This is a genomic window from Streptomyces sp. NPDC001700 (assembly GCF_053596435.1).
The window spans coordinates 262519-288937 of the sequence record NZ_JBSFGE010000009.1; the positions used below are offsets into that span (position 1 = coordinate 262519).

At 71.3% G+C, this 26419-nt stretch carries 28 protein-coding genes; 4 read left to right on the forward strand and 24 right to left on the reverse strand.

Going from position 1 to position 26419, the window contains the following annotated elements:
- Positions 1–48 precede the first annotated feature (48 nt).
- The 6 genes from ACWC5C_RS19515 to ACWC5C_RS19540 form a co-directional block, all read right to left on the reverse strand.
- Positions 49–1164, reverse strand: coding sequence for a cytochrome P450 family protein (locus tag ACWC5C_RS19515; RefSeq protein WP_450876824.1), 1116 nt, complete (start codon positions 1162–1164; stop codon positions 49–51).
- Positions 1146–2531, reverse strand: coding sequence for a cytochrome P450 (locus ACWC5C_RS19520; protein WP_450876977.1), 1386 nt, complete (start codon positions 2529–2531; stop codon positions 1146–1148). Before ACWC5C_RS19520 ends, ACWC5C_RS19515 begins: the two co-directional genes overlap by 19 nt.
- Before the next feature lie 122 nt (positions 2532–2653).
- Positions 2654–3271: a GTP-binding protein gene (locus ACWC5C_RS19525; protein WP_385440953.1), complete on the reverse strand. Its 618-nt coding sequence runs from the start codon at positions 3269–3271 to the stop codon at positions 2654–2656.
- Positions 3249–3605 (reverse strand): DUF742 domain-containing protein, encoded by a 357-nt coding sequence (locus ACWC5C_RS19530; RefSeq protein ID WP_450876826.1) that lies wholly within the window; start codon positions 3603–3605, stop codon positions 3249–3251. Before ACWC5C_RS19530 ends, ACWC5C_RS19525 begins: the two co-directional genes overlap by 23 nt.
- Positions 3602–4030 carry a roadblock/LC7 domain-containing protein gene (locus tag ACWC5C_RS19535; protein ID WP_450876828.1) on the reverse strand — a complete coding sequence of 143 codons (429 nt, stop codon included), beginning with the start codon at positions 4028–4030 and terminating at the stop codon, positions 3602–3604. Before ACWC5C_RS19535 ends, ACWC5C_RS19530 begins: the two co-directional genes overlap by 4 nt.
- A complete protein-coding gene (locus ACWC5C_RS19540) occupies positions 4027–5529 on the reverse strand; it encodes an ATP-binding protein (protein ID WP_450876830.1) in 1503 nt (500 codons plus the stop codon). Before ACWC5C_RS19540 ends, ACWC5C_RS19535 begins: the two co-directional genes overlap by 4 nt.
- Positions 5530–6011: 482 nt before the next feature.
- Between ACWC5C_RS19540 and ACWC5C_RS19545 the strand changes: the two genes are divergently transcribed.
- Together ACWC5C_RS19545 and ACWC5C_RS19550 are read left to right on the forward strand one after the other, a co-directional pair.
- A complete protein-coding gene (locus tag ACWC5C_RS19545; RefSeq protein WP_385440959.1) occupies positions 6012–6677 on the forward strand; it encodes a potassium channel family protein in 666 nt (221 codons plus the stop codon).
- Complete coding sequence (locus tag ACWC5C_RS19550) at positions 6674–7351, forward strand: potassium channel family protein (protein ID WP_385440961.1); 678 nt, start codon at positions 6674–6676, stop codon at positions 7349–7351. The genes ACWC5C_RS19545 and ACWC5C_RS19550 overlap by 4 nt, the downstream gene beginning before the upstream one ends.
- Positions 7352–7428: 77 nt before the next feature.
- Here ACWC5C_RS19550 and ACWC5C_RS19555 read toward each other — a convergent pair whose 3' ends face one another.
- The 12 genes from ACWC5C_RS19555 to ACWC5C_RS19610 all read right to left on the reverse strand — a co-directional run bounded on the left by ACWC5C_RS19555 (position 7429) and on the right by ACWC5C_RS19610 (position 19759).
- On the reverse strand, positions 7429–8169 hold the full coding sequence (locus ACWC5C_RS19555) for a DUF3159 domain-containing protein (protein WP_450876833.1): 741 nt from the start codon (positions 8167–8169) through the stop codon (positions 7429–7431).
- 3 nt (positions 8170–8172) lie between these two features.
- Positions 8173–8583 (reverse strand): OB-fold nucleic acid binding domain-containing protein, encoded by a 411-nt coding sequence (locus ACWC5C_RS19560; protein WP_184503503.1) that lies wholly within the window; start codon positions 8581–8583, stop codon positions 8173–8175.
- Positions 8584–8623: 40 nt separating this feature from the next.
- Complete coding sequence (locus ACWC5C_RS19565) at positions 8624–9307, reverse strand: response regulator (RefSeq protein WP_450876835.1); 684 nt, start codon at positions 9305–9307, stop codon at positions 8624–8626.
- Positions 9304–11883, reverse strand: a complete 2580-nt coding sequence (locus ACWC5C_RS19570; protein WP_450876837.1) for an ATP-binding protein — start codon at positions 11881–11883, stop codon at positions 9304–9306. Before ACWC5C_RS19570 ends, ACWC5C_RS19565 begins: the two co-directional genes overlap by 4 nt.
- A gap of 61 nt (positions 11884–11944) precedes the next feature.
- Entirely contained in the window at positions 11945–12601 is a 657-nt protein-coding gene (kdpC, locus tag ACWC5C_RS19575) for a potassium-transporting ATPase subunit KdpC (protein ID WP_450876839.1), read from the reverse strand.
- Between the two features lie 10 nt (positions 12602–12611).
- Positions 12612–14720 (reverse strand): potassium-transporting ATPase subunit KdpB, encoded by a 2109-nt coding sequence (gene kdpB, locus ACWC5C_RS19580; RefSeq protein ID WP_450876841.1) that lies wholly within the window; start codon positions 14718–14720, stop codon positions 12612–12614.
- Positions 14717–16402, reverse strand: a complete 1686-nt coding sequence (gene kdpA, locus ACWC5C_RS19585) for a potassium-transporting ATPase subunit KdpA (RefSeq protein ID WP_450876843.1) — start codon at positions 16400–16402, stop codon at positions 14717–14719. The genes kdpB and kdpA overlap by 4 nt, the downstream gene beginning before the upstream one ends.
- A gap of 7 nt (positions 16403–16409) precedes the next feature.
- Positions 16410–16499, reverse strand: a complete 90-nt coding sequence (gene kdpF / locus ACWC5C_RS19590; protein WP_037817630.1) for a K(+)-transporting ATPase subunit F — start codon at positions 16497–16499, stop codon at positions 16410–16412.
- Between the two features lie 334 nt (positions 16500–16833).
- Complete coding sequence (locus ACWC5C_RS19595; protein WP_385440980.1) at positions 16834–17724, reverse strand: hypothetical protein; 891 nt, start codon at positions 17722–17724, stop codon at positions 16834–16836.
- Positions 17725–17875: 151 nt separating this feature from the next.
- On the reverse strand, positions 17876–18664 hold the full coding sequence (locus ACWC5C_RS19600; protein WP_450876846.1) for a DUF3710 domain-containing protein: 789 nt from the start codon (positions 18662–18664) through the stop codon (positions 17876–17878).
- Position 18665: 1 nt separating this feature from the next.
- Positions 18666–19181: a dUTP diphosphatase gene (gene dut, locus ACWC5C_RS19605; RefSeq protein ID WP_079038332.1), complete on the reverse strand. Its 516-nt coding sequence runs from the start codon at positions 19179–19181 to the stop codon at positions 18666–18668.
- Positions 19178–19759 (reverse strand): PaaI family thioesterase, encoded by a 582-nt coding sequence (locus tag ACWC5C_RS19610; protein ID WP_450876849.1) that lies wholly within the window; start codon positions 19757–19759, stop codon positions 19178–19180. Before ACWC5C_RS19610 ends, dut begins: the two co-directional genes overlap by 4 nt.
- Positions 19760–19818: 59 nt before the next feature.
- Between ACWC5C_RS19610 and ACWC5C_RS19615 the strand changes: the two genes are divergently transcribed.
- Positions 19819–20262, forward strand: coding sequence for a DUF3093 domain-containing protein (locus ACWC5C_RS19615; protein ID WP_385440987.1), 444 nt, complete (start codon positions 19819–19821; stop codon positions 20260–20262).
- A 26-nt stretch (positions 20263–20288) separates the two neighbouring features.
- Here the strand turns inward: ACWC5C_RS19615 and ACWC5C_RS19620 are convergent, their stop codons facing one another.
- From ACWC5C_RS19620 to ACWC5C_RS19635, 4 genes are all read right to left on the reverse strand, one after another.
- A complete protein-coding gene (locus ACWC5C_RS19620; RefSeq protein ID WP_450876851.1) occupies positions 20289–21071 on the reverse strand; it encodes a hypothetical protein in 783 nt (260 codons plus the stop codon).
- Positions 21072–21085: 14 nt separating this feature from the next.
- On the reverse strand, positions 21086–21388 hold the full coding sequence (locus ACWC5C_RS19625) for a DUF4193 domain-containing protein (RefSeq protein WP_014175864.1): 303 nt from the start codon (positions 21386–21388) through the stop codon (positions 21086–21088).
- Positions 21389–21801: 413 nt separating this feature from the next.
- Positions 21802–23037: a sensor histidine kinase gene (locus ACWC5C_RS19630; RefSeq protein ID WP_385440990.1), complete on the reverse strand. Its 1236-nt coding sequence runs from the start codon at positions 23035–23037 to the stop codon at positions 21802–21804.
- Between the two features lie 5 nt (positions 23038–23042).
- Complete coding sequence (locus ACWC5C_RS19635) at positions 23043–23696, reverse strand: response regulator transcription factor (RefSeq protein ID WP_358620699.1); 654 nt, start codon at positions 23694–23696, stop codon at positions 23043–23045.
- A gap of 311 nt (positions 23697–24007) precedes the next feature.
- Between ACWC5C_RS19635 and ACWC5C_RS19640 the strand changes: the two genes are divergently transcribed.
- Positions 24008–24175 (forward strand): hypothetical protein, encoded by a 168-nt coding sequence (locus ACWC5C_RS19640; protein ID WP_385440994.1) that lies wholly within the window; start codon positions 24008–24010, stop codon positions 24173–24175.
- A 184-nt stretch (positions 24176–24359) separates the two neighbouring features.
- On the opposite strand, the gene ACWC5C_RS19645 is transcribed toward ACWC5C_RS19640, so the two are convergent.
- Together ACWC5C_RS19645 and ACWC5C_RS19650 are read right to left on the reverse strand one after the other, a co-directional pair.
- Positions 24360–25160, reverse strand: a complete 801-nt coding sequence (locus tag ACWC5C_RS19645; protein ID WP_450876854.1) for an inositol monophosphatase family protein — start codon at positions 25158–25160, stop codon at positions 24360–24362.
- Between the two features lie 63 nt (positions 25161–25223).
- Positions 25224–26366 carry a ferrochelatase gene (locus ACWC5C_RS19650; protein ID WP_450876856.1) on the reverse strand — a complete coding sequence of 381 codons (1143 nt, stop codon included), beginning with the start codon at positions 26364–26366 and terminating at the stop codon, positions 25224–25226.
- Positions 26367–26419: the final 53 nt, after the last annotated feature.

A 26419-nucleotide genomic window follows, 5' to 3' on the forward strand; every position in this document is an offset into this window, starting at 1 on the left:
GCCTGCCCACCCGGGGACGGGCGGGCGGCCGGGCGGCCCGTACGGCGGTCAGGACAGCCGAACCGGCAGGGCGCGGTGGCCGTTGGAAATGAAGGATTCCACCGGCTCCAGCGCCCCCTTCCCGGACGCTAGCGAGAGTCGAGGGAAGCGGTCGAACAGGGCCGGGAGCGCGATCGCGGCCTCCAGCCGGGCCAGCGGCGCGCCGACGCACAGATGGACGCCGTGCCCGAAGGCGAGATGGCTCTTGAGCTGCCGGGTGACGTCGAACGCGGCGGCGTCCTCGCCGTGGATCCCGGGATCGCGTCCGGCGGCCGCGTAGGCGGCGAGGATCGCGTCGCCCTTACGCAGCACGAGCCCGTCCTCCAGCTCGATGTCCTCGACGGCGTAGCGCAGCGGCAGATTGGCGACCGGGGCGGAGTGCCGCAGTGTCTCCTCGATCACATCCTCCCAGGTGGCCCGTCCCTCGCGCACATGGGCGAGCTGCTCGGGGTGGGTGAGGAGGGCGTGGATGGCGTTGTCCAGGAGGTTGACCGTGGTCTCGTGACCGGCGGTGAGCATCAGCGCGAGGGTGTCGCACAGCTCCCGCTCGCTCAGCGCCGAGTCCTCCTCGCTCCGTACGGCGATCAGCCCGCTGGTCAGGTCGTCGCCGGGCTGTTCGCGCTTGGACGCCACAAGCGCCGCCATGATGGCGTCCATCTCGGCGGAGGCGGCCGCGACCTCCTCCGGCGTGGTGGTGGTGCGGAAGGAGCTGTCGGCGAACCGGCTCATCCGCGCGCGCAGCCCCTCGTCGGTGAGCCCGAACAGCTCGTAGATCACCTGGAGCGGCAGGGGGTACGCGTACCCCTCGCGCAGATCGACCGGCTCACCGGGCGGGGCGGCGGCCAGCCGGTCCAGCAGATCGGCGGAGATCGCCTCGATGCGCGGCCGCAGAGCGGCGGTGCGCCGCGCGGTGAACGCCTTGGAGACCAGGGTGCGCAGCCTGCGGTGGTCGGCGCCGTAGGCCGTGAACATGTTCTGTACGGCCACCCAGTTGATCAGCGGCCAGTCGGACGTGACCTCACCGTCGTTCCAGGCCCGCCAGTGCAGCCGCGGGTTCTTGGACACCCGCGGGTCGGTCAGGAGTTTCTTGAGCAGGCTCTGGCGGCTTACTGCCCACGCCACCAAGCCCCCAGGAAGCTCCACAAGCGTCGCTGGCCCTTGGGCTCGGACGCGGTCGGCTTCGGCGTTGATGTCGCTGCCGGTGGGGTCGAGGACGAGGGGACGGGACTCGTGGACCACTGGTTGTCTCCCTGGGGCTCGGCGGGCTGTCGTGGAGCGGGCACGGCCGCGGCGGGCGGCATCGCGGAGGGTCCGGGGGTCGGCTTCGTGAGAACGGGGAACCGCACGGGCAGCGACGCCAGGGCGCGGTTGAAGGGGCCGGGGCGCCAGGTCAACTGGTCGGACGTCACCGCCAGTTGCATATCGGGGAGGCGGTCGAGGAGCCTTTCGATGGCGACGGAGGCGATGACCCGGGCGGGGCCCTCGGCGGGGCAGCGGTGGGCGCCCACGCTCCAGGCGAGGTGGGCCCGGTTGCCCGCGCGGCCCTGGGAGGTCAGCTCGGGGTCGGTGTTGGCCGCGGCGTAGCTGGTGAGCACCACGTCGCCCTTGCGCAGCCGTACGCCGCCCATCTCGACGTCGTAACGGGCGAACCGGGTACCGAAGTTGGCCAGCGGCGGGTCGGCCCACAGCACCTCGTCCAGGGCGTCCTGGACGGGCAGGCTGCCGCCGGACAGCTCACCGGCGAACCGGTCGTCCGACAGCAGCAGCCGCAGCGCGTTGCCGATCAGGTTCACCTGGGGTTCGGTACCGGCCGCCATGAGCAGCGCGATCTGCTGCATCAGCTCGTCGTCGGCCAGCCGCGAGGGGTGGGCGATCATCCAGGAGGTCACGTCGGCGCCGGGCTTCTGCCGCTTGGCTTCGACGAGGGCCGCCATGTAGCGCGACAGGTCCTCGTTGGCCTGCGCCGCGTCCGCGGTGCTCGCGTCGAACATGATCGTGAGGATCCGGATCAGTTCGCTGCTCTGCTCCGGAGGGGCGCCGAAGAGCCGGTTGAACACCATCAGCGGGATGATCCCCGCGTACTCGCTCAGCAGCTCGGCCTCGCCCCGCTCCACGAAGGAGTCGATGAGCGTGTCCGCGCTGCGCTCCACGTAGTCGCTCAGCGCGTGCGAGTCCACCCGGCTGAGGCTGTCGGTGATCGCCCCGCGGTAGCGCGCGTGCTGCTCGCCGTCGGTGAACAGGGCGTTGGGCCGGAACTCCATCATCGGCAGCACGGGGCTGTCGGGCGGGAGCCGTCCCTCGGTGAGGTCGGCCCAGTTGCGGGGGTCCTTGGCGAACCGCTCGGTGTCGCGCAGGACTTCCAGCGCCGTGGCATAGCCGGTGACCAGGTACGCGTCGACCCCCGGGGCCAGCTCCACCGGGGTGATGGGCCCGGCGGCACGCATCCGCGCGTAGAACCCGTGCGGATCGGCGGCGAAGGCGGCGCCGTACATCGGCACCCGGCCTCCCGGGCCGAGGGAGCCGATGGAACCGCCGGGCGCCACACCGCCTTGGTGCGCGGGACAGCCCGGCGGTGGTGCGGTTGCGGTGGCTGCCTCGAGGTCTGGACGGTTGGTCACACATTCTCCTGGGACGTAACGCGAGCGTGCCGGGACTGCAGATACTGGACGAGGGCGATCAGCGCGTGGGTGGAGGAGACCCGGTCCCTGGCGTCACAGGTGACCAGCGGGGTCTCCGGCAGCAGATCGAGCGCCTCCCGGACCTCCGTCTCGGCGAAGCGGGGCGCCCCCTCGAAATGGTTGACGGCCACCGCGTACGGCAGCCCCTGCTCCTCCAAGACGGCCATCACCGGGAAGGACTGCTCCAGCCGACGGGTGTCGGCGAGCACCAGCGCGCCCAGCGCGCCGCGCGTCATGTCCTTCCAGATCCGGGTGAAGCGCTGCTGTCCGGGCGCGCCGAAGAGGTACAGGACCAGGGACTCGCTGAGGGTGAGACGGCCGAAGTCCATGGCGACCGTGGTGGTCGTCTTCTGCTCGATGCCCGCGAGGTCGTCGATGAGCGCACCGGCCTGAGTCATCGTCTCTTCGGTGCGCAGCGGGCGGATTTCGGACAGCGAGCCCACGAAGGTCGTCTTGCCGACCGCGAAGTGCCCGACGACCAGCAGCTTGGCCGCGGTTCGTACGGTCTGGGGCAGATAGACCGCACCCCGGTCAGAGGCGAGCGCGGAGTCCATCGAGCACCTCCTGGAGCAGCTGGGTCTCGGGGAGTTCGGCGGGCGGGATGGGGGCCCGGGTGCTGATGTGGCCGCTGTCGACCAGATCGCCCAGCAGGACCTTGGTGACGCTCACCGGCAGCTCCAGATACCCGGCGACCTCGGCGACCGACAGCGCGCCGCCGAGGCAGAGTTCCATGACCGCCCGCTTCTCCGGGCTGAGACCGGCGAGCGGCCGGTCGGGATGGCCCATGACCAGGGTCACCAGGTCAAAGGTGTTGCGGCTCGGGTAGGCACGGCCGTCGGTCACGACATACGGCCGTACCAGTCCTCGTTCGCGCCTGCCCGGACTCATGCGGGACTGCCGATGCCCTGCCGGGTCACGCCCTGTCGCGGCGGGCTGGTCAGCTCCTTGCCGAGCCGGTCGACCAGCTTCTGCATCCGGTAGCTGACGCCTTCCATGTCCACGTGCTCGGTGGCGGAGACGGCCAGGTACGCGCCGGGTCCCGCGGCGATGAGGAAGACATAGCCGCCGACGAACTCGACCAGCGTCTGCTGCCAGGGCGTCTCGTCGTGGTCGCAGAACTCGGAGGTGCTACGGCTGATCGACTGCAGCCCGGAGAGCGCCGCGGCCTGGCGCTCGGCCTCGTCCCGCGCGATGCCCGCGGAGTGCGCCCGCAGCATGCCGTCGGCGGACAGCAGGATCGCGTGCCGCGCCTCCGGCATCTTGACCACCTCGTCGAGCATCCAGCCCAGCTCGTTGTTCATGTGGTCGTTCATGCCTGGCGATTCCCTTCTTCGGTGTGAGGGGCGGCATCCTGTGTGACCCCACGGCCGGAGCGCGTACCGCGCGCGAACGCGCCCATACGCTTGGCGGTCTCTTCGGCCGAGCGGACACGGTGCGAGCCCGTGTCGGTTCCGGTGGCGCCGGACGGCTGTCCGGGCGCGGAGGGCCAGTCGTCCACCGGTGGGGCGGCGGTGGGCTGGCGGCGGCGGCGCTTGGGCAGGCCGCCCGCGGTCTCCCCGTACACGCGCGTCGCCTCGTCGTCCTCGGACGCCGCCGGAGCGGGGGCGGGCGCCGGAGCGGGGGCGGGCGCCGCGGCCTGGGGCGGGGACGCGGAGGGCGCCTGGGCGAACGCGTCCGCCTGGGCGGGCTCCGGGGCCGCCGCGGGGGCCTGGGGCGCGGCCCTGCGGCGGGTCGGGCGGGACGGGATGGTACGCAGCGGGGCGGCGGCCTCGGCCTCGTACGGGTCCTGGGGCGCGGCGGTGGGGGCGTCCGCCTCGATGTGGGTGAGCAGCGCGGTGGGGAGGAACAGGACGGCGCGCACGCCGCCGTACGGGGACCGGGTGTCCACCGAGACGCTGAAGCCGTACCGGGCGGCGAGCAGGCCCACCACGGCGAAGCCGAACTGCGGCGGGTCGCCGAGCCGCGAGACGTCCACGGCGCGCTGGCCGGAGAGCAGCCCGGCGGCCCGCTGGACCTCCAGGCCGTCCATGCCGACCCCGGCGTCGTCGATCACGATGCAGGCGCCGTTGTGCACCGGCTGCAGGCTGACCTCGACGTTGGTGTTGGGCTGGGAGTGCCGGGCGGCGTTGTCCAGCAGTTCGGCGACCGCGAGCACCACGGGCTCCACCGTGCGGCTCACCACGCCGATGTCGATCAGGGCGTGCACCTGGACCCGCCGGTAGTCGCGGATGCGCGACTTGGCGCCCCGGACGACATCGGTCATCGGGGAGGCGGTGCGCTGACGGCCCGGCCAGGAGCCGCACAGCACGGCGATGGCCTGGGCGCGCCGGCCGAACTGCGCGTTCGCGTGGTCGATCTCCAGGAGGTCGCGCAGCACGTCGGGGTTGTCGTGCCGGTCCTGCATGTCCGAGATCGAGACCTGCTGCTCGTTGGCGAGGCCCTGGAGGGCGCGCATCGACGCCTTGAGCGCGGCCTTGGCGGAGGCGTCGGCCCGCGACTGCGCCTTGTCCACCGCGCGCGCAAATTGCTCCATGACCGCGTGCAGGCTCTGCGCGTACGCGGTCCCGGCCAGTTTCTCGTCCCGCAGCCCGGGCAGCGGGGTGGGCTGGCTCAGGGCGTCCGCGATCGCCGGGAGGCGGATCTCGACGAGATGCTGCACTTCCTCGTCACGGGCGCGCAGACTGTCCTCGAGTGTGGCGTTACGCCTGCGTACTCCGGCGGTGATCCGGCGCTGGCGCATCAGAAGCACCCATACGACCAGGAGGACGACGGCCAGGCACCAGCTCACCGCCTCCGTTATGTGATCTGTCATCAGGAACCTCATGCAGAGAACGCGGGCGTGGAGGGAACGATTCAGTGCCCTGATGTCCCGTCCGGAAACGGAATACGGCGATCATCTTAGCCACGCCGTGACCTAGTGTCCGACGGCCGTAACAAAGTTCGAACTCACGGGACTCTATTGCCATTTCCCGTAACAGTTCAGTGAAGATCCTGGATATCGGGCAAAGATGAGGGGGACACGCCGCCGAAGGCGACCCCCGGCGCCCGCCTCCCGACGACAGCCGCCGGGCCGTCCGCACCCCCTGTTTCCTCCCGGCCGGTGTCCTCGGGCGCGGAATCGCCCCATGGGTATGGATACGGTGGGAACAGACGCCGTGGCGGCCGACCTCCGTCGCCGTGCGGCACCGGCATCGGGGCCCTTGCCCCGCTGTCGCCCCGTAGGTCCTGGAAGGAAGATGTGAGCAGGGTGTTTGCGCAGGTCAGCACGGTCATCAGGAGTGCGGGGTAAGACGCATGCATATCGTGATCATGGGCTGTGGCCGGGTGGGCGCGGCGCTCGCCCAGACCCTGGAGCAACAGGGACACACCGTCGCGGTCGTCGACCAGGACCCCACCGCCTTCCGCCGCCTCGGCGCGGGCTTCGGCGGCCGCCGGGTGACCGGCGTCGGATTCGACCAGGACACGCTCCGCGAGGCGGGCATCGAGGAGGCCGGGGCCTTCGCCGCGGTCAGCAGCGGCGACAACTCCAACATCATCGCGGCCCGGGTGGCCCGCGAGATGTTCGGCGTGGAGAACGTGGCGGCCCGGATCTACGACCCGCGGCGCGCCGAGGTCTACCAGCGCCTCGGCATCCCGACCGTGGCCACCGTGCGGTGGACCGCCGACCAGATGCTGCGGCGGCTGCTGCCGTCCGGCGCCGAGCCGCTGTGGCGGGACCCGAGCGGCGGGGTGCAGCTCGCCGAGGTGCACACCTCCCCCGCGTGGGTGGGGCACAAGGTCAGCAAGCTCCAGGAGGAGACCGGGGTGCGGGTCGCGTTCCTGACCCGGCTCGGCGAGGCGATGCTGCCGACGTCGCAGACGGTGCTGCAGGAAGGCGACCTGGTGCATGTGATGATGCGCACCGACGAGGTCGAGAAGGTCGAGGCGGCCTTCGACGAGGGGCCCGAGGAGACACGATGAGGGTTGCCATTGCCGGAGCGGGCGCCGTGGGGCGCTCCATCGCGGGCGAGCTGCTGGAGAACGGGCACGAGGTCCTCCTCATCGACAAGGCCCCCACCGCCATCTCCGTCGAGCGGGTGCCGCAGGCCGAATGGCTGCTGGCCGACGCGTGCGAGATCACCTCGCTGGACGAGGCGGCGCTGCAGCGCTGCAACGTGGTCATCGCGGCCACCGGCGACGACAAGGTCAATCTGGTGGTGTCGCTGCTCGCGAAGACCGAGTACGCGGTGCCGCGAGTGGTCGCCCGGGTCAACAACCCCAAGAACGAGTGGCTGTTCAACGAGGCGTGGGGCGTCGACGTCGCCGTCTCGACGCCCCGGCTGATGTCGGCCCTGGTCGAGGAGGCGGTGAGCGTCGGCGATCTGGTGCGGCTGCTGCGCTTCAGCCACGGCGACGCGAACCTGGTCGAGCTGACCCTGCCGCCGGAGGCGGCCCTGGTCGGGACCCGGGTCGGCGATGTGGAGTGGCCGGAGGACACCACGCTGGTCACCATCATCCGGGGCACCCGGGTGCTGACCCCGAACAAGGACGACATCCTGGAGGCGGGCGACGAGCTGCTGTTCGTCGCGGCCCAGGCGCGCGAGGAGCAGCTGGAGCAGCTGCTGTCCGTCCAGCGCCAGGACGCCGCGGGCTAGGTCGCAGGCGGGCCGGTCGTACGAAGCCCCGGGCTCCCTCTGCGGAAGCCCGGGGCTTCGTACGACACACCGTGTGCTCAGTGCCGGGGCGCGCTCTCGCTCTCGCGCTCCCGCTCCGCCTTCTCCTCGGCCTCCATCTCGGCGATCACGTCGATCGGCGGCGGGGCCTTGGCGAGGAAGATCCACGTCAGGTAGACGCACAGCAGGAACGGCGGAATGCCCAGCGCCACCTTGACCCAGCCCAGCTGGGTGACGTCCCCCCACCAGTAGAGCGGGAAGAGGATCGCCGACTTGGCGAGCAGGATCAGCCCCCACGCCCAGGTGGCCCGGGTGTAGGCGCGGAACCGGCCGGGGTTGCGGGTGCGCCAGGAGAGGTTCTCCTTGAGCATCGGCCCGAGCAGCACGCCGATCAGCGGATAGCGGAAGATCGCCGAGAGGACGTACGCGATCGCCAGGCCGAGCGTGTAGAGCATGCCCGGCAGGTAGAAGTTCTTGGCGTCGCCGGACATCATCGCGAAGATCGCGCCGAACGCGACCCCGAAGACCCCGCTGAAGGCGTGCTTCAGCGTCTCCTTGCGCGCCAGCCGGATCAGCCCCAGCAGCACGGTGAGACCGAGCGCGGCGATCGCGGCCAGGTGGATGTCGCGCTTGATCGTGTAGAGCAGGACGAAGACCAGCCCGGGGACGGTGGTGTCCACCATCCCCTTCACCCCGCCGAACGCCTCCAGGAGCGCGGTGTCCGCCGCCGCCCTGCTCTGCTGCGGGGTGTCGGCGGCATCCTGATGGTCGGTCGGGGTCGTCTTGTCGTCAGACGTCACCGGCTACTCCTGTCCGAGCGGTCGGAGTTCGTACTTCGGATTGAACAGCACGCGGCGCCCGTGACTCATGGAGATCCGGCCGGTGGCGATCAGCTTGCGGCCCGGTTCTATGCCGATGATGGAGCGGCGGCCCAGCCACACCACGTCGAGGGCGGCGGTGCCGTCGAAGAGTTCCGCCTCCAGCGCGGGCACCCCGGCCCGCGGCCGCAGCGTGACCGTGCGCAGTGTACCCGTCACCTTGACTATCTGACGGTCGCCGCAGTCGCCGATCTTGGTGCAGCCCGCGTCCTCCGCGTCCTGCTGCAGCTCGGCGGAGTGCAGCTCCTCCTGGGAGCTGGACAGCCGGTCGATCATCCGCCGGAAGCGGCCGACCGGCTTGTCACGCTTCCCGGGGGGCTGGGGTACGGAACTCATACGGCCAGCGTACCGGTGAGGCCCCGCCGGATCGCCGCGCTCACCGTTCGAAGCGGTACCCCATCCCCGGCTCGGTGACGAAGTGCCTCGGATGCGACGGGTCGTTCTCCAGCTTGCGGCGCAACTGCGCCATATAGACGCGCAGGTAGTTGGTCTCGGTGCCGTACGAGGGCCCCCAGACCTCCTGCAGCAGCTGCTTCTGGCTGACGAGGCGTCCCTCGTTGCGCACCAGCACCTCCAGCAGATGCCATTCGGTGGGCGTCAGCCGGACGTCGCGGCCGTCGCGGTGCGCCTTCTTGGCGGCCAGGTCGACGCTGAACCCCTCGGTCACGACGACCGCCGCGGCGTCGGACGGACCCGACGGCTCGGCGCGGCGGACCGCGGCGCGCAGCCGGGCCAGCAGCTCGTCCATGCCGAAGGGCTTGGTGACGTAGTCGTCGGCCCCGGCGTCCAGGGCCTCGACCTTCTCGTCGGACGTCTGGCGGGCGGAGAGCACCAGGATCGGCACCCGGGTCCAGCCCCGCAGCCCCTTGATCACCTCCACGCCGTCCATGTCGGGCAGGCCCAGGTCGAGCACGACCACGTCGGGGTGGCGGGCGGCGGCGAGCTTCAGGGCGGTCGCGCCGTCCCCGGCGGCGTCGACCTCGTACTTGCGCGCCTTCAGGTTGATCACGAGGGCGCGTACGATCTGCGGCTCGTCGTCCACCACGAGCACCCGGTTCATCTGACGGCCTGCCTCTCCGTTGTGCCCTGCGGATCGTGCCCCGGGCGGCCGGGGGCGGCCCGCAGGGTCAGCACCATGGTCATCCCGCCTCCCGGGGTGTCCTCGGCGGCCAGCGATCCGCCCATCGCCTCCACGAAGCCGCGGGCGACGGCGAGCCCGAGGCCGACCCCGGAGCCGCGCGGGGCGTCCCCGTAGCGCTGGAAGGGTTCGAAGATACGGTCCTTCGCGGCGTCCGGCACACCGGGGCCCCGGTCGGCGACGCGCAGTTCGACCCGCTCCCCGAGCGCGCTCGCGGAGACCAGCACGGGCCGGTCCCGGGGGCTGTACTTCACCGCGTTCTCGACGATGTTGGCGACGCTGCGCTCCAGCAGCCCCGGGTCGACCGCGACCATCGGCAGGTCCTCGGGGATCTCCAGGGTGACGCCGGACTCGGGGACGCCGACCAGCGCCATCGGCACCACCTCGTCCAGGTCGATCTCCCGGATGAGGGGGGCGACGGTGCCGGTCTGCAGCCGGGACATGTCGAGCAGGTTGCCCACCAGGTGGTCGAGGCGGTCCGCGCCGTCCTCGATGGCCGCCAGCAGCTCCGCCTCGTCCTCCGGGGACCAGGCCACGTCGTCCGCGCGCAGGGAGGAGACGGCCGCCTTGATGGCCGCGAGCGGGGTGCGCAGATCGTGGCTGACGGCGGCCAGCAGCGCGGTACGGATGCGGTTGCCCTCGGCCAGCTCGCGGGCCCGCTCCGCCTCCCCCACCAGCCGCTGCCGGTCCAGGACGACGGCGGCCTGGGCGGCGAAGGCGGCCAGCACCCGGCGATCCTCTGCGGGCAGCACCCGGCCGGACAGCGCGAGCGCCATATGGTCGCCGACCGGCATGTCCACGTCCGCGTCCTCGGGCCGCTCCGGCGGCGGTACGCCCGCGGTGCCGCCGACGCTGCCCGCGCGGGTCCAGGGCGCGACGTCGCCCTCCCGCTCCAGCAGGGCCACCGTGTCCATGCCGAACGTCTCGCGGACCCGCTCCAGCAGCGCCTCCAGGCTGGTCTCGCCGCGCAGCACGCTGCCCGCGAGGAAGGACAGCACCTCGGACTCGGCGCGCAGCCGCGCGGCCTGGTGGGTGCGGCGCGCGGCCAGGTCGACGACGGAGGCGACGCTGACCGCCACCGCCACGAAGATCACTATGGCGACGAGGTTCTCGGGGTCGGCGATGGTCCAGGTGTGGGTGGGCGGGGTGAAGTAGTAGTTGAGCAGCAGCGATCCGACGGCCGCCGAGGCGAGGGCGGGCAGCATCCCGCCCAGCAGGGCCGCCAGCACGTTGAGGAAGAGGAACAGCAGCACCTCGTTGGCGAAGCCGGGCCCGGCGTCCGCGGTGAGCGTGGCGCCCGTGGCGGTGAGCCCCAGGGTGAGCAGGACGGGCCCGGCGATCCCGACCAGCCAGCCCGCGATCAGCCGGGAGCGGCCGAGCCGGGCGCCGCGCGCGACCGGCAGTCCGCGCCCCTTGGCGACCTCGTCGTGGGTGACGATGTGCACGTCCAGATCGGGCCCGGACTCCCGGGCCACGGTCGCGCCCACCCCCGGCCCGAAGACGTACTGCCAGGCCTTGCGGCGGCTGGAACCGAGCACGATCTGGGTGGCGTTGACGCCGCGTGCGAACTCCAGCAGCGCGCCCGGGATGTCCTCCCCGATGACGTGGTGGAAGGTGCCGCCCAGGTCCTCGACCAGGGTGCGCTGGACCGCCAGCTCCTTCGGGGAGGCCGAGGTGAGGCCGTCGCTGCGGGCGATGTAGACGGCCAGGATCTCGCTGCCGGAGCCCTTCGCGGCCATCCGGGAGGCGCGCCGTATGAGCGTGCGCCCCTCGGGGCCGCCGGTGAGCCCGACGACGATGCGCTCGCGCGCCTGCCAGGTGGAGCGGATGCTGTGCTCGTCGCGGTACTGCTGGAGGTATTCGTCCACCCGGTCGGCGGTCCACAGCAGGGCCAGTTCGCGCAGCGCGGTGAGGTTCCCGGGCCGGAAGTAGTTGGACAGCGCGGCGTCGACCTTGTCGGGCGCGTAGATGTTGCCGTGCGCCATGCGGCGGCGCAGCGCCTGGGGCGACATGTCGACCAGCTCGATCTGGTCGGCGCGGCGCACCACCTCGTCGGGCACGGTCTCCCGCTGCCGGACGCCCGTTATCGACTCCACGACGTCCCCCAGCGACTCCAGATGCTGGATGTTGACGGTGGAGACGACATCGATCCCGGCCTTCAGCAGCTCCTCGATGTCCTGCCAGCGCTTGGTGTTGCGGGAGCCGGGGACGTTGGTGTGGGCCAGCTCGTCGACGAGCGCGACGCCGGGGCGGCGGGCGAGCACGGCGTCCACGTCCATCTCGGTGAAGACGGCGTCCCGGTACTCCAGCTCCCGGCGGGGCACCTCCTCCAGGCCGTGCATCATCACCTCGGTGCGGCGGCGGCCGTGGTGCTCCACGAAGCCGACCACCAGGTCGGTGCCCCGCTCGACCCGCCGGTGCCCCTCGGACAGCATCGCGTAGGTCTTGCCGACGCCCGGCGCCGCGCCGAGGTAGATCCGGAGTTTGCCGCGTCCCATGCCCCTATTTTCCCCGTTCGCTCATTTTTCCTTTTCGGCACTTGTCCGTTGCGCGGCGGCGTCAGCGCCGGGCGAGCTGCTTCAGCGCGATGTTCAACTCCAGGACGTTGACGTGCGGCTCGCCGAGGAAGCCGAGCTGGCGGCCGTCGGTGTGGGCCTCGACCAGCCGGGCGACCTCGGCCCGAGGCAGCCCGTTGGCCTGCGCCACGCGGGTGACCTGGAGGTCGGCGTACGCGGGCGAGATGTCCGGGTCGACGCCGGAGGCGGAGGCGGTGACCGCGTCCGGCGGGACGGCGGCGGGCGGGACGCCGTTGAAGGCGGCGATCTGGGCGCGGCGGTCCTTGACCGCGTCGCGCAGCACCGTGCTGTCGGCGGCGAGGTTGGAACCGCCCGAGACGGTGATCTTGTACTGGGTGTTGACGGTGTTGGTGCCCGCCGCCGAGGGGCGGGGCTGGAAGTACGCCGGGTCCGGCAGCGGGTTCCCGTCCTTGTCCTTCCGGTCCAGGGTGTACGTCTGGCCGATGAGCGAAGAGCCCACGGTCCTGCCGTCCGCCCGCACCTCCGAGCCGTTCGCCCGGTGCGGGAAGGCGGCCTGGGCGATGCCGGTGACGGCGAGGGGGTAGAGCACCCCGCAGAGCACCGTGAGGGCGAGCAGGGCGCGCAGTGCGGCGCCCGCCAGCCGGGCGGTGGAGCGTGCTGTGCCGTTGAGAATGGTCATGGTCTTCCAGTCACCCGATGCCCGGTATGAGGGAGATGATCAGGTCGATGATCTTGATGCCGATGAACGGGGCGATGAGCCCGCCCAGGCCGTAGAGGGCGAGGTTGCGGCGGAGCATCCGGTCGGCACTCATCGGGCGGTAGCGCACGCCCCGCAGGGCGAGCGGCACCAGCGCGACGATGATCAGCGCGTTGAAGACGACCGCGGACAGGATCGCCGACTGGGCCGAGGCCAGGTGCATGATGTTGAGCGCGTCCAGGCCCTGGTAGCCCGCCACGCCCGCGAACATCGCCGGGATGATCGCGAAGTACTTCGCGACGTCGTTGGCGATCGAGAAGGTGGTCAGCGCGCCCCGGGTGATCAGCAGCTGCTTGCCGATCTCGACGATCTCGATGAGCTTGGTCGGGTCGGAGTCCAGGTCGACCATGTTCCCGGCCTCCTTGGCGGCCGAGGTGCCGGTGTTCATGGCCACGCCGACGTCGGCTTGGGCGAGCGCGGGGGCGTCGTTCGTACCGTCGCCGGTCATCGCGACCAGCTTGCCGCCCGCCTGCTCGCGCTTGATGAGCGCCATCTTGTCCTCGGGCGTGGCCTCCGCCAGGAAGTCGTCCACCCCCGCCTCATCGGCGATCGCCTTGGCGGTCAGCGGGTTGTCGCCCGTGATCATCACGGTCTTGATGCCCATCCGGCGCAGCTCGTCGAACCGCTCCCGCATGCCCTCCTTGACGACGTCCTTGAGGTGGATCACGCCGAGCACCCGCGGGCCGTCCGCGTCCTCGACCGCGACCAGCAGCGGGGTGCCGCCCGCCGCCGAGATGAGGTCGACCTTGTCCTGGGCGTCGGGCGAGACCTGTCCGCCCCGTTCACCGACCCAGGCGACGATGGCTCCCGCCGCGCCCTTGCGCACCCTGGTGCCGTCCACGTCGACGCCGGACATCCGGGTCTGCGCGGTGAAGGGCACGAACGCGGCGTGGCCGAGTTCACCCTCGTGGCGGGCGCGCAGGCCGTACGCCTCCTTGGCGAGGACCACGATCGAGCGGCCCTCGGGCGTCTCGTCCGCGAGCGAGGAGAGCTGGGCGGCGTCCGCGAGCGCCGCCGCGGACACCCCGCTCACCGGGACGAACTCCGCGGCCTGCCGGTTGCCGAGGGTGATGGTGCCGGTCTTGTCGAGCAGCAGCGTGGAGACATCGCCCGCCGCCTCGACCGCGCGCCCGGACATCGCGAGGACGTTGCGCTGGACCAGCCGGTCCATGCCCGCGATGCCGATCGCCGAGAGCAGGGCGCCGATGGTGGTCGGGATGAGGCACACCAGCAGCGCGGCGAGCACGATCATGGTCTGCTCGGCGCCCGCGTAGATCGCGAACGGCTGGAGGGTGACGACCGCCAGCAGGAAGACGATCGTCAGCGAGGCCAGCAGGATGTTGAGCGCGATCTCGTTCGGGGTCTTCTGCCGGGCGGCGCCCTCGACCAGATTGATCATCCGGTCGATGAAGGTCTCCCCCGGCTTCGTCGTGATCTTGATGACGATGCGGTCGGAGAGCACCTTGGTGCCGCCGGTCACCGCGCACCGGTCGCCGCCGGACTCGCGGATGACCGGCGCGGACTCGCCGGTGATGGCCGACTCGTCGACGGACGCGACGCCCTCGACGACGTCGCCGTCGCCCGGGATGACCTCGCCCGCCTCGCACACCACCAGATCCCCGACGCGCAGCGCGGTGCCCGGGACCCGCTCCTCGCCGCCGCCCGCCAGCCGCCGGGCCTCGGTGTCGGTCTTGGCCTTGCGCAGGGTGTCGGCCTGCGCCTTGCCGCGCCCCTCGGCGACGGCCTCGGCGAGATTGGCGAAGAGCACGGTCAGCCAGAGCCAGACCCCGATCGCCCAGCCGAACCAGTCGCCGGGGTTCAAGGCGGCCAGCACGGTGGTGAGCACCGAGCCGATCTCCACCACGAACATCACCGGGGACTTCGCCAGCACCCGCGGATCGAGCTTGCGGAAGGCGTCCGGCAGCGAGGTGAGCAGCTGCCGCGGATCGAAGAGACCGCCGGAGACCCGGCTGCCCTCCGCGTCGTGCCGGTGCGGGCGCTCGCCGCCGGGGGCGGGGCGTACGGGAGTGGTCGTGCTCATGAGAGTCCCTCCGCCATCGGGCCAAGGGCCAGGGCCGGGAAGTAGGTGAGACCGGTGACGATGATGATCGCGCCGACCAGCAGCCCCGCGAAGAGCGGCTTCTCGGTGCGCAGGGTGCCCGCCGTCGCGGGGACGGGCTTCTGCTCGGCGAGCGAACCGGCCAGCGCCAGGATGAAGACCATCGGCAGGAAGCGGCCGAGCAGCATCGCGAGGCCCAGCGTGGTGTTGTACCAGTCGGTGTTGGCGTTCAGCCCCGCGAAGGCGGAGCCGTTGTTGTTGGCGCCGGAGGTGAAGGCGTACAGCACCTCGGAGAAGCCGTGCGCCCCGCTGTGGCCCGTCGCGTTCCCCGCGGTGTTGAGGATCGAGTCCGGCGGGGTGGACAGCACCATGGACAGGGCGGTGAAGCCGAGCGCCAGGGTCGGGGTGACGAGGATGTAGCACGCCGCGAGCTTGATCTCGCGGGATCCGATCTTCTTGCCCAGGTACTCGGGCGTACGGCCGACCATGAGCCCCGCGATGAAGACCGCGATCACGGCCATGACGAGCATGCCGTAGAGGCCGGAGCCCACCCCTCCGGGGGCGATCTCGCCGAGCATCATGCCCAGCAGCGCGATGCCGCCGCCGAAGCCGGTGAGGGAGGAGTGCATGGCGTTCACCGCGCCGGTGGAGGTCAGCGTCGTACTCGTCGCGAAGATCGAGGACGCGCCGATCCCGAACCGCTGCTCCTTGCCCTCCATCGCGCCGCCCGCCGCCTGGAGCGCCGGGCCGCCGTGGTGGAACTCGCTCCACATCATCAGCGCCGTGAAGCCGAGCCAGATCAGGCCCATGGCGGCGAGGATCGCGTACCCCTGGCGGACGTTCCCGACCAGCACGCCGAAGGTGCGGGTGAGCGCGAACGGGACGACCAGGATCAGGAAGATCTCGAAGAGGTTGGTGAAGGCGCTGGGGTTCTCGAAGGGGTAGGCGGAGTTGGCGTTGAAGAAGCCGCCGCCGTTGGTGCCGATCTCTTTGATGGCCTCCTGCGAGGCGACCGCCCCGCCGTTCATCTGCTGGCTGCCGCCGGTGAGCTGCCCGACCTCGTGGATGCCCGCGAAGTTCTGGATCGCGCCGCACGACACCAGCACGACCGCGGCGATCACCGCCATCGGGATCAGGACGCGGACGGTCGTGCGCACCAGGTCGGCCCAGAAGTTGCCCAGCTCGCCGGTGCGGGAGCGGGCGAAGCCCCGGACGAGCGCGACGGCCACCGCGATGCCGACGGCGGCGGACAGGAAGTTCTGCACCGCGAGGCCGGCCGTCTGGACGACATGGCCCATGGCCTGCTCGCCCGCGTAGGACTGCCAGTTGGTGTTGGAGACGAAGGACGCGGCGGTGTTGAAGGCCTGCGCCGGGGTGATCGACGAGAAGCCGAGCGAGAGCGGCAGGGCGCCCTGGACGCGCTGCAGCAGATACAGGAACAGGACGCTGACGCCGGAGAAGGCGAGCACTCCGCGCAGATACGCGGGCCAGCGCATCCGGGTGTCCGGATCGGCGCCGATACAGCGGTAGATCCACCGCTCGGCGCGCAGATGGTTCCCGGAGCGGTAGACGGCGGCCATGTAGTCGCCGAGCGGCCGGTACACCAGGGCGAGCGCGCCGATGAGCGCGGCGAGCTGGAGCGCCGCGGCGAGTTCGGAACTCATGACGCCCTCAGAACCTCTCGGGGAAGAGGAGGGCGAGGACCAGATAGCCCAGCAGCGCGACGGCCACGACCAGGCCGACGACGTTCTCGGCGGTCACAGCTTCGTCACCCCTTTGGCGACGAGGGCCACCAGCGCGAAGACCGCGAGCGTGGTGACGACGAAGGCCAGGTCGGCCATCGTGGGCTCCTAGAGGATCGGTGGAGTGCTGACCTCTAGAGGAAACCCCTGTTCGGAGCGTGTGAGCCCGCCGTTGACGGCTCCCTTACGGCGGTGCCCGCGCTCTTGACGCCTCCCTGACGCCAAAGGCCGCGCGGGGGTGATGACGCGTACGCCCATCAGCGCACGCGACATAGCCGGTGGGCCGTACTCCGCAGAGAAAAGTACGGCCCACCGGTAGAACGCTCACATCAGCCGAGCCTTACGCCGGGGACTCAGCCGGATGCGAGCGAGCAGCCCGCCAGGGCGTCAAGACCGGAGGGGGCGGTCGAGCCCTGGCGGGAGAATGAGATCTCGATGCGGTCGATCGTGGACTTCCGCTTGTCCGCCAGCGGGCCCAGGATCGCGTTCTGGACGAAGTTCGGGCCGCCCTGGCCCGCGGAGGTCTCGAGTCTCTTGTTGGCCTCGCTGAGCTGCGTGTCCAGCAGCGCGAGGTTGCGGTCCACCTCCGCCTGGGCGGCGGCCGGCACGTCGCCGATCTCCCCGGCGACGTCCGGGCAGCTGATCGTCTGGCCGGAACCGGCGCCCGCGCCGGTGTCGGCGCCTTCGTCGGCACCGGCACCCGTGTCCGCACCCGCGTCCGCGCCGGTCTCCGCCGCGGGGTCGGCCGAGGCCGCGGCCGTCGGGTCCGCCCCGGCGCCCGACTCGGCACCCGCTCCGGCGTCGCCGCCGGACACCGAGCACTCGGCGAGCGCGTCCAGCCCGGTCGGCTTCTCGGCCCGGCGCCCGATGGAGATCGCGATGCGGTCGAGGGTGGACTTCCGCTTGTCCGCCAGCGGACCGAGGATCGCGTTCTGCACGAAGTTCGGGCCGCCTTCGCCCGCGCTGGTGCTCAGCCGCTTGTTCGCCTCGGCGAGCTGGGTGTCCAGGAGGGCGAGGTTACGGTCCACCTCCGCCTTGGCCTCCGCAGGGATCTCCGGGAGGGATCCCTCCACGGCGGGGCAGCTGATGGAGGACGCGGCCTTGACCGACGCCTTGTCCGTGCCGCTGCTGTCGTCCTGACCGGCCATGGCGGCTCCCACCGCGACGGACGCACAGGTAATGCCGCCGATCACACCGGCGACAACAATCCGCCGACGGTGAAGTAACGGAAGGCCTCGGGACATTGATCACTCACCTCGTTGAGGTCGGACAGGGGGTCTCGCCCATCAATACGCCCCGGGTCGCACCAGTGTTCAACGTGATGCGAAAAAAAGTCGAAGGGGTCCGGGAACATTCCCCGGACCCCTTCTGACCTGGCTTTACGGCCTCCGGCCGTCAACGCACCTCGGTGATCTCCGGACCGCGCTGGAGCTGGTCGGCGCCGCCCGCGAACCGCGAGCCCTGCGCCTCCTCCTGCTGCACCCCGTCGGGCACCATCTGCGCGTCGTTCGGCAGCTTGAGCACGATCGGGTCGCGCGGGGCCATCGGGCCCTCACCGCGCACCACGACCGTGTCCTGGAAGATCGCCTCCAGCAGGCTGCCGGTCTCGGGCTGCACGGCGCCCTGCCCGGAGATCACTCCGCGCAGGAACCAGCGGGGCCCGTCGACGCCGATGAAGCGCACCACCTGGACGCCGTTCTTGCCGTCCGGCAGCTGCACGGGCACCTGGGCCCGCAGCTCCCAGCCGAGCGGGCCCTCGACCTCGTCCACCACACCGCCCTGCTGGGTGATGCCGGTGGCGATCTCGTCCCGTACCTCGCCCCAGATGCCTTCCTTCTTGGGCGCGGCGAACGCCTGCAGCTGCACGGCGCTGTCCCGCAGCACCACGGTGGCGGCCACGATCGCGTCCCCCGCGACCTCCACCCGCAGCTCCATGCCCTCGACACCGGGCACGAACATGCCGCCGAGGTCCACCCGGCCCTCGCCGGGCTCCCGCACCTCGGACACGTCCCACGGGCCGTCGGGGCGTGGCGCGGGAGGCAGGCTCACCCTCGTGGCATCCGCGTCGCCCTCGTCGAGGGCCGCCGCATCCTCCGCGTCCTCCGCGTCCTCGGCCAACTCCTCGGAGGTCACGTCGAGCGACTCGACGTCCTCCTCGCTGCGCTTGCGGCGACGTCCGAACACGTCATCGTCCTTCCCGGTCGGAACCGACCGAAGCGTATCCATTCCCACCCGTTGTGCCGTCCACGGCGGCATGACCGCCGGTGGACCCGAAGCCCCCTTCGGCCCGCGCCGACCCGGGAAGCTCCGCCACCTCCTGGAAGCGCACCTTCTCGACCTGCTGGACGACCATCTGGGCGATCCGGTCGTAGCGCTCGAACCGCACGCTCTCGCGCGGGTCGAGATTGACCACGATCACCTTGATCTCTCCACGGTACCCGGCATCGATGGTCCCCGGGGCATTCACCATGGCGACCCCGCAGCGGGCGGCGAGTCCGGACCTCGGATGCACGAAGGCGGCATACCCCTCCGGGAGCGCGATAGACACTCCGGTGGGCAGAACCGCGCGCTCGCCCGGGGCCAGTTCCGCCGCCTCGGTGGTGACGAGATCGGCACCGGCGTCGCCCGGGTGGGCATACCCCGGGATCGGCACCTGGGGGTCCACCCTGCGGATCAACACGTCCACCGGTACGGGAGTCACGGATTCACCTCGAATGCGCGCGCGACCTTCAGCTGATCCGGGTCGGAGAGCGCCGCGTTGATCTCCTCCGACCGGCCGTTCTTGATGAAGTGGTCGACCGGCACCTCTATGAAGAGGGCCTGCGCGCGCACCGCGAGGGGCCCCTCGGGGCCTCCGATGCGGCCCGTGGCCGCGCAGTAGAGCTTGCGCCCGTGCACGGCGGTCACCCGTGCCTCCAGGTACAGCACGGTGCCGACGGGCACCGGCCGGACGAAGTCCGTCTCCAGCCGCCCGGTCACCGCGATCACGCGCTGCAGCCAGTTGAGTGCCCCGAGCGCCTCGTCCAGCGCCGCGGTCAGCACCCCGCCGTGGGCGAGGCCCGGCGCGCCCTGGTGGGCGGTGTCGACGGTGAACTCGGCCGTGAGGCCGACGCCCTCGCCCGCCCGCACCCGAAGGCGCAGGCCGCCGCTCTGCTCACCGCACCCGAAGCACTGGTCGTAGTGCGCTCCGAGCGGCTCCCCGGGCGCGGGCGCGTCGGGGTGGCGCACGGGTGCCGTGGCGCCGTCCGGCGGCTTCAGCACTGTCGTTCTTCCACTCACAACGGCTGACCTTACCCGCGCGGGATGCCCCGGCAGGCGGCCATGCCAAGCTGATACGCATGCAGCCTTACGACGAACGTCTGACCGCGCCTCGTTCATGGTGGTTCATCGCGATTCTGATCGGGTTCGCGACGGCGTTGATCATGCTGCCGTTCGGCACGCTGCCGATGCTCGGCGGCCTGATCGGGGGCGGGGCGCTGGCCTGTGTCGCGGTGAGTTCGTACGGCTCGGCCCGGGTGCGGGTGGTGGCGGACTCGCTGGTGGCGGGAGAGGCCAGGATCCCGGTGTCGGCGCTCGGGGCCGCCGAGGTGCTGGACGCCGACGAGGCGGCCGCCTGGCGGTCGTACAAGGCCGATCCGCGGGCCTTCATGCTGCTGCGGAGCTACATCCCGACCGCGCTGCGGGTCGAGGTCACGGATCCGCAGGATCCGACGCCGTACGTGTACGTCTCCACCCGGGATCCGGAGGGCCTGGCGGCGGCGCTGACGGCCGTACGCGCCTGACGGCCCCTTAAGGGGGCTCAGGGGGCTTACGAGAGCTTGGGGGGCGGCAGTTCGCCGGGGGTGTCGCCGAGGGCTTCCGGGGACGGCGGAAGGGCGTCCCAGGGCACCTGGCGGTCGCGCAGATCCTTGCGGATCTTGTGCGCGAGTCTCTTGGTGTCGCGCCGGTTCATCGAGGCGCCGATGGCCGCGCCGACCATGAAGGGCGCGAGGACCGGCAGATTCCGGAAGCTCCGTCTCACCACCTGCTGGCGCAGCTCGCGCTTCATCCGGACGTTCAGCGCGGCGTTGACGCTGCCGGGGACGGTGGGGTCGACCCCGCGCTCCTCGGCCCATGCGCTGAGGTAGACGGTGGCCCGCTGCCGCACGGTCCCGGGCGCCCGCAGCCCGTAGACCTCATGCAGCTCGGCGATGAGCTTGAACTCTATGGACGCCACGCCGACGATCTCGGCGGCCAGCTCGGTGGGCATGGCGGGCGGGGTTGGCAGCATCGCCGCAGCACCGACGCCCGCTCCCACGGTGGAGGTGCCGTTCGCCGCACCCGCCACCAGTTTGTCCGCGATCTCCTCCGGGCCGAGCCCGGGGAACTGCTTGCGGAGTGCCGCGAGGTCGCGGACCGGAATGCGCGGTGCGTTCGCCACGATCCGGTCGGCGACCGCGTTTACCCCCGCCCGGGCGCGGTCACCGCCCTGTCGAACGCCGCGGCCGAGGGCGGCCGCGAGCGAGGCCACCCGGCCCCGCTCGACATGCGCCTCGTCCGCCTCGTTCACGGCGCCGTGCCCCGCGTCCACGCCGCCGTGCTCCGCGTCCACGCCTGGCCTGCGGCTCAGGCCGCGCAGTCGCGGCAGATCGGCTGGCCGTTCTTGGTCTCGTTGGCCAGCTGGCTGCGGTGGTGCACGAGGAAGCAGCTCATGCAGGTGAACTCGTCCGCCTGGCGGGGCAGCACCCGCACGGACAGCTCCTCGTTGGAGAGGTCCGCGCCGGGCAGTTCCAGGCCCTCGGCCTGCTCGAACTCATCGACGTCGACCGTGGACGCCGACTTGTCGTTCCGCCGGGCCTTGAGTTCCTCGATGCTGTCCTCGTTGACGTCATCGTCGGTCTTGCGTGGGGTGTCGTAATCCGTTGCCATGTCGCTCTCCCCCTCTGGGTGTCTGCGGTGTCTCAGCGCTCGTAACGCGTGAGAGGCCGGACTTGTGCCCGACCTGAGGCGGAGATTTTGCCTCACATCAAGGTCTGTTACTCAATCGACACCCAACCGCACCCCTGAAGAGGTGATCGGGTTGGATGGCCATCGGGACCGTACACGGTCCGAATGTCGCACTCTCGCGCGCCATGACGTGTACTTCCCGTGATCACGGTGCCTGAAAACCCGGATTTTTACGGCTTTCCGGCAACCGGCACGATCACGCAGAGTGTATGGCTTGAAAATCGCCCATGTGATCGATCACACACGATACAGGCGGTGGGCGGATCACGAAAATTCCGCCCAAAGCGAACACCCCACGAGGGTACTCCCCATTTCAGCGTTCCGCCGTTCCGCGCTCAGACCGGGAGCACCACCCTCATGACCAGGCCACCGCCCTCCCTCGGCTCGGCCGCGATGCGGCCGCCGTGGGCGCGCGCCACCGAGCGGGCGATCGACAGTCCGAGACCCACACCCTTGTCGCTGCCCGTGCGCTCGGTGCGGAGCCTGCGGAAGGGCTCGAAGATGTTGTCCATCTCGTACGCCGGGACCACCGGGCCGGTGTTCGCGACCACCAGCACCGCCTGCCCCTGCCGCACCTCGGTGGTCACCTCCACCCATCCGTGGTCGGGAACGTTGTAGCGCACCGCGTTCTGTACCAGATTCAGCGCGATCCGCTCCAGCAGCACCCCGTTGCCCTGGACCACCGCGGCCGCCCGGTCGCCCCGGATCTCCACCCCCTTGGCCTGGGCCTCGGCCCGGACCTGTTCGAGGGCCTGGGAGGCGACCTCCGCGAGATCCACCGGCTTGCGGTCGACGATCTCGTTGTCGCTGCGGGCCAGCAGCAGCAGACCCTCCACCAGCTGCTCGCTGCGCTCGTTGGTGGACAGCAGCGTCTTGCCGAGCTGGACCAGCTCCGGGGACGCCTGCGGATCGGACAACTGCACCTCCAGCAGGGTGCGGTTGATCGCCAGCGGGGTGCGCAGCTCGTGCGAGGCGTTGGCGACGAACCGCTGCTGGGCGGTGAACGCCCGGTCCAGCCGCTCCAGCATCTCGTCGAAGGTGTCCGCCAGCTCCTTCAGCTCGTCGTCCGGCCCGTCCAGCTCGATCCGGCGGGACAGGTCCGAGCCCGCCACCTGACGCGCCGTACGGGTGATGCGGCCCAGCGGCGACAGCACCCGCCCGGCCATGGCGTAGCCGAACGCGAACGCGACCACGGCCAGCCCCAGCAGCGCCAGCAGCGAGCGGCGCAGCAGCCCGTCCAGGGCGTAGTCGCGCTGCTGCGACATGCACTGGGCCACCGCCCGGTTGAACGCGTCGTTGTTGCCCTGGCTGGGCAGATGGCACGTGTCGGAGGGCTTGTAGTCGATCCGCACGATCTGCAGCGGGAACTCGCTGCCCCGGCGGATCGCGTCGGCCGCCAGCAGATAGATGATCGTCAGCAGCAGCACCCCGGCGATCAGGAACATCCCGCCGTACAGCAGGGTGAGCCGTATCCGGATGGTGGGGCGCAGCCAGGGGTTGGGCGGTGAGGTGTGCCGCGGGTCCCAGCTGGGCTTGGGCGGGGCCGCCGGGGGGAGTGGGGTCGTGGCCATGCCCGTCAGATCCGGTAGCCCGAGCCGGGAACGGTGACGATCACCGCGGGCTCGCCGAGCTTGCGGCGCAGCGTCATGACGGTGACCCGGACGACGTTGGTGAACGGGTCCGTGTTCTCGTCCCAGGCCTTCTCCAGCAGCTGCTCGGCGGAGACCACGGCGCCCTCGCTGCGCATGAGGACCTCCAGCACCGCGAACTCCTTCGGCGCCAGCTGGATCTCCTTGCCGTCCCGGAACACCTCGCGGCGGTTCGGGTCCAGCTTGATCCCGGACCGCTCCAGGACCGGCGGCAGGGCGACGGTGGTCCGTCGGCCGAGCGCCCGCACCCGCGCGATCAGCTCGCTGAAGGCGAACGGCTTGGGGAGGTAGTCGTCGGCGCCGATCTCCAGCCCCTCGACGCGGTCGCTGACGTCGCCGGAGGCGGTGAGCATCAGGACGCGGGTGGGCATGCCGAGTTCGACGATCTTGCGGCACACGTCGTCACCGTGGACGAGCGGCAGGTCACGGTCGAGGACCACGACGTCGTAGTCGTTGACGGCGATGCGCTCCAGGGCGGCGGCACCGTCATACACGACGTCGACAGCCATGGCCTCCCGGCGCAGTCCGGTGGCCACCGCGTCGGCGAGCAGCTGCTCGTCCTCGACGACGAGTACACGCACGTCGTTGGTCCTTCCCTCATGGCCGCGGCGGGCTCTCGTGCTCCACAGCGTTCGGCGCCTCCATCCTGCCTCGAAGTCTCATAAACCGGCGGTAAGAGGTGCCGGGCGGCCGACTTCAAGATCATCGAGAAACTTTTCGCGGCGGAGGTTTCCGCTCCGAGTGGGGTGGGGAGGACGACTGCACACCCCGCGATCACGCCCTGTATGTGGCTATCCCGTGATGCCGCTGCCACCCTCAGGGATTCACGTACGTGATCGCTCCCGCCGTCGGCACACCCCCGTGCCACCGACCCACGACGAGGGGGCGCACCATGGACGCGTTCACCGCAGGCATTCTGCAGCGTATAGAGACCACCCAGACCGATCTGACCCGCGCCCGTGAGACGGGCGACGAGTTCCTCGCCGATGTGGAGCTGGCGGAGCTGGAAGACCTCCGCCGGCTGGCCGCCGAGCACGGCGTCGAAGTAAGCGCCGCTTGATCCAGGCTGCTTGATCCAGTGCGCCGCCTGATGTTCCCGGCGGCTTGATCACCCGGTGTGACGGAGACCGATCCAGCTCCGGTACGCCTCCGCATGACGCACAACCGGTACACACCACGCCGAAGCGCCCCGGTGCCCTCATGGCACCGGGGCGCTTCGCGTGCGCGAGGGGTCCGGGCCGTCCTCAGTCGTGCCAGGCGCCCAGGTCCTCCAGCAGCGCCCGCAGCGGCTCGAAGAGCCCAGGGGCGGCGGCGATGGTCAGCTCCGTCGAGGCGGGTACGCCCGGCCGTCCGCCGGTGAGCGCGCCCGCCTCGCGGGCTATGAGGGCACCGGCCGCGTAGTCCCAGGGGTTGAGCCCGCGCTCGTAGTACGCGTTGAGCCGCCCGCAGGCCACGTCGCACAGGTCGATGGCGGCCGAACCGCCGCGGCGTATGTCGCGCACCTGGGGCAGCAGCTCGTGGAGGACCCTGGCCTGCCCCACGCGGCGCTCGCGCACATAGCCGAAGCCGGTGCCGATCAGCGCCTGCTCGAAGGGCGGCGCGGGGAGCACCCGCACCGGTTCCCCGTTGGCGTACGCGCCCTGGCCGAGCACCGCGTGGTACGTCTCGCCGCGCATCGGCGCCGCCACCACGCCGACGACCGCCTCGCCGTCCCGCTCGACGGCGATGCTGACCGCCCAGGACGGGAGGCCGTAGAGGTAGTTCACCGTGCCGTCGATCGGGTCGATCACCCAGCGGACGCCACTGGTGCCCTCGCTGCTCGCGCCCTCCTCGCCCAGCACCCCGTCCTGCGGGCGGTGCTGGGCGAGGAAGTCGGTGATCAGCTTCTCGGAGGCGACGTCCATCTCGGTGACGACGTCGATCGGGCTGGACTTGGTGGCGGCCACGCCGAGGTCGGCCGGGCGGCCGTCGCGCAGCAGGTCCCCGGCCCGGCGGGCGACCTCCAGGGCCAGATCGAGCAGTTCGGCGTTGAGCGAGTCGGTCATCGTGCTCCTTAGCGGATTACCCGTGCGTACTGCGTGTGCGATCGGCGGTGGCACCGTGCGGGCTCAGTCCGCCCCCGCGGCGGCGGGGCGGGGGGAGCGGGCCGGGCAGCAGCCCACCGGGCAGAGGTCGTGGCTGGGCGCCAGCGCGCCCAGCGCACAGCGCTCCGGGGCCGCCGGTGCCTCCCCCGCGGCGAACCGCTCGGTGGCCGCGCGCTCCAGCAGCAGATCGCGCACCGCCGCCGCGAACCGCGGATCGGCGCCCACCGTCCGGGCCCGGGCGACCGGCAGGCCCAGGTCGGCCGCCTTGGCCGCCGCCTCGGTGTCCAGGTCGTACTTGACCTCCATGTGGTCCGAGACGAAGCCGATCGGGACCATCACGGCGGCGGGCACCCCCTCGCCGTGCAGCTCCTCCAGGTGGTCGCAGATGTCCGGCTCCAGCCAGGGGATGTGCGGGGCGCCGCTGCGGGACTGGTAGACCAGCCGCCAGGGGTGCACCGCGCCGGTCTCCTCGCGCACCGCTTCGGCGATCAGCCGGGCGACGTCGAGGTGCTGGGCGACGTACGCACCGCCCTCGCCGTGCTGCTCGACCGGGCCGGAGGTGTCCGCGGCGGCGGTCGGGATGGAGTGGGTGGTGAAGGCGAGGTGGGCGCCCGCCCGCAGCCCTTCGGGCAGTTCGGCGAGCGCGGCCAGCGTCGCGTCCACCATGGGCCGGACGAAGCCGGGGTGGTTGAAGTAGTGGCGCAGCTTGTCCACGCGCGGCAGCGGCAGCCCCTCGCCCTCCAGGGCGGCCAGCGCGTCCGCGAGGTTCTCGCGGTACTGGCGGCAGCCCGAGTACGAGGCGTACGCGCTGGTGGCGAGCACCGCGATGCGGCGATGGCCGTCGGCGACCATCTCGCGCAGGGTGTCGGTCAGATACGGGGCCCAGTTGCGGTTGCCCCAGTAGACCGGCAGTTCCAGCCCGTGCTCGGCGAAGTCCTTGCGCAGCGCGTGCAGCAGTTCGCGGTTCTGCGCGTTGATCGGGCTGACACCGCCGAACAGGAAGTAGTGCTGCCCGACCTCCTTGAGCCGCTCCCGGGGGATGCCCCGCCCCCGCGTGACGTTCTCCAGGAACGGCACGACGTCCTCCGGGCCCTCCGGCCCGCCGAAGGAGAGCAACAGCAGGGCGTCGTACGGAGCGGGGGATGTCTGCGCTGACTGTTCGGGCATGGTCCCGATCCTGCCACCAGCCCCGGACAGGCGGGAAATGCCCCTGTGCGGGC

Coding starts and splice junctions, on each gene's coding strand:
- ACWC5C_RS19520 (WP_450876977.1), bottom strand. CDS start 2,531: ATGTACGGCGCCGCCTTCGCCGCCGATCCGCACGGGTTCTACGCGCGG.
- ACWC5C_RS19525 (WP_385440953.1), bottom strand. CDS start 3,271: ATGGACTCCGCGCTCGCCTCTGACCGGGGTGCGGTCTATCTGCCCCAG.
- ACWC5C_RS19530 (WP_450876826.1), bottom strand. CDS start 3,605: ATGAGTCCGGGCAGGCGCGAACGAGGACTGGTACGGCCGTATGTCGTG.
- ACWC5C_RS19535 (WP_450876828.1), bottom strand. CDS start 4,030: ATGAACGACCACATGAACAACGAGCTGGGCTGGATGCTCGACGAGGTG.
- ACWC5C_RS19540 (WP_450876830.1), bottom strand. CDS start 5,529: ATGACAGATCACATAACGGAGGCGGTGAGCTGGTGCCTGGCCGTCGTC.
- ACWC5C_RS19545 (WP_385440959.1), top strand. CDS start 6,012: ATGCATATCGTGATCATGGGCTGTGGCCGGGTGGGCGCGGCGCTCGCC.
- ACWC5C_RS19550 (WP_385440961.1), top strand. CDS start 6,674: ATGAGGGTTGCCATTGCCGGAGCGGGCGCCGTGGGGCGCTCCATCGCG.
- ACWC5C_RS19560 (WP_184503503.1), bottom strand. CDS start 8,583: ATGAGTTCCGTACCCCAGCCCCCCGGGAAGCGTGACAAGCCGGTCGGC.
- ACWC5C_RS19565 (WP_450876835.1), bottom strand. CDS start 9,307: ATGAACCGGGTGCTCGTGGTGGACGACGAGCCGCAGATCGTACGCGCC.
- ACWC5C_RS19570 (WP_450876837.1), bottom strand. CDS start 11,883: ATGGGACGCGGCAAACTCCGGATCTACCTCGGCGCGGCGCCGGGCGTC.
- kdpC (WP_450876839.1), bottom strand. CDS start 12,601: ATGACCATTCTCAACGGCACAGCACGCTCCACCGCCCGGCTGGCGGGC.
- kdpB (WP_450876841.1), bottom strand. CDS start 14,720: ATGAGCACGACCACTCCCGTACGCCCCGCCCCCGGCGGCGAGCGCCCG.
- kdpA (WP_450876843.1), bottom strand. CDS start 16,402: ATGAGTTCCGAACTCGCCGCGGCGCTCCAGCTCGCCGCGCTCATCGGC.
- ACWC5C_RS19595 (WP_385440980.1), bottom strand. CDS start 17,724: ATGTCCCGAGGCCTTCCGTTACTTCACCGTCGGCGGATTGTTGTCGCC.
- ACWC5C_RS19615 (WP_385440987.1), top strand. CDS start 19,819: ATGCAGCCTTACGACGAACGTCTGACCGCGCCTCGTTCATGGTGGTTC.
- ACWC5C_RS19625 (WP_014175864.1), bottom strand. CDS start 21,388: ATGGCAACGGATTACGACACCCCACGCAAGACCGACGATGACGTCAAC.
- ACWC5C_RS19630 (WP_385440990.1), bottom strand. CDS start 23,037: ATGGCCACGACCCCACTCCCCCCGGCGGCCCCGCCCAAGCCCAGCTGG.
- ACWC5C_RS19640 (WP_385440994.1), top strand. CDS start 24,008: ATGGACGCGTTCACCGCAGGCATTCTGCAGCGTATAGAGACCACCCAG.
- ACWC5C_RS19645 (WP_450876854.1), bottom strand. CDS start 25,160: ATGACCGACTCGCTCAACGCCGAACTGCTCGATCTGGCCCTGGAGGTC.
- ACWC5C_RS19650 (WP_450876856.1), bottom strand. CDS start 26,366: ATGCCCGAACAGTCAGCGCAGACATCCCCCGCTCCGTACGACGCCCTG.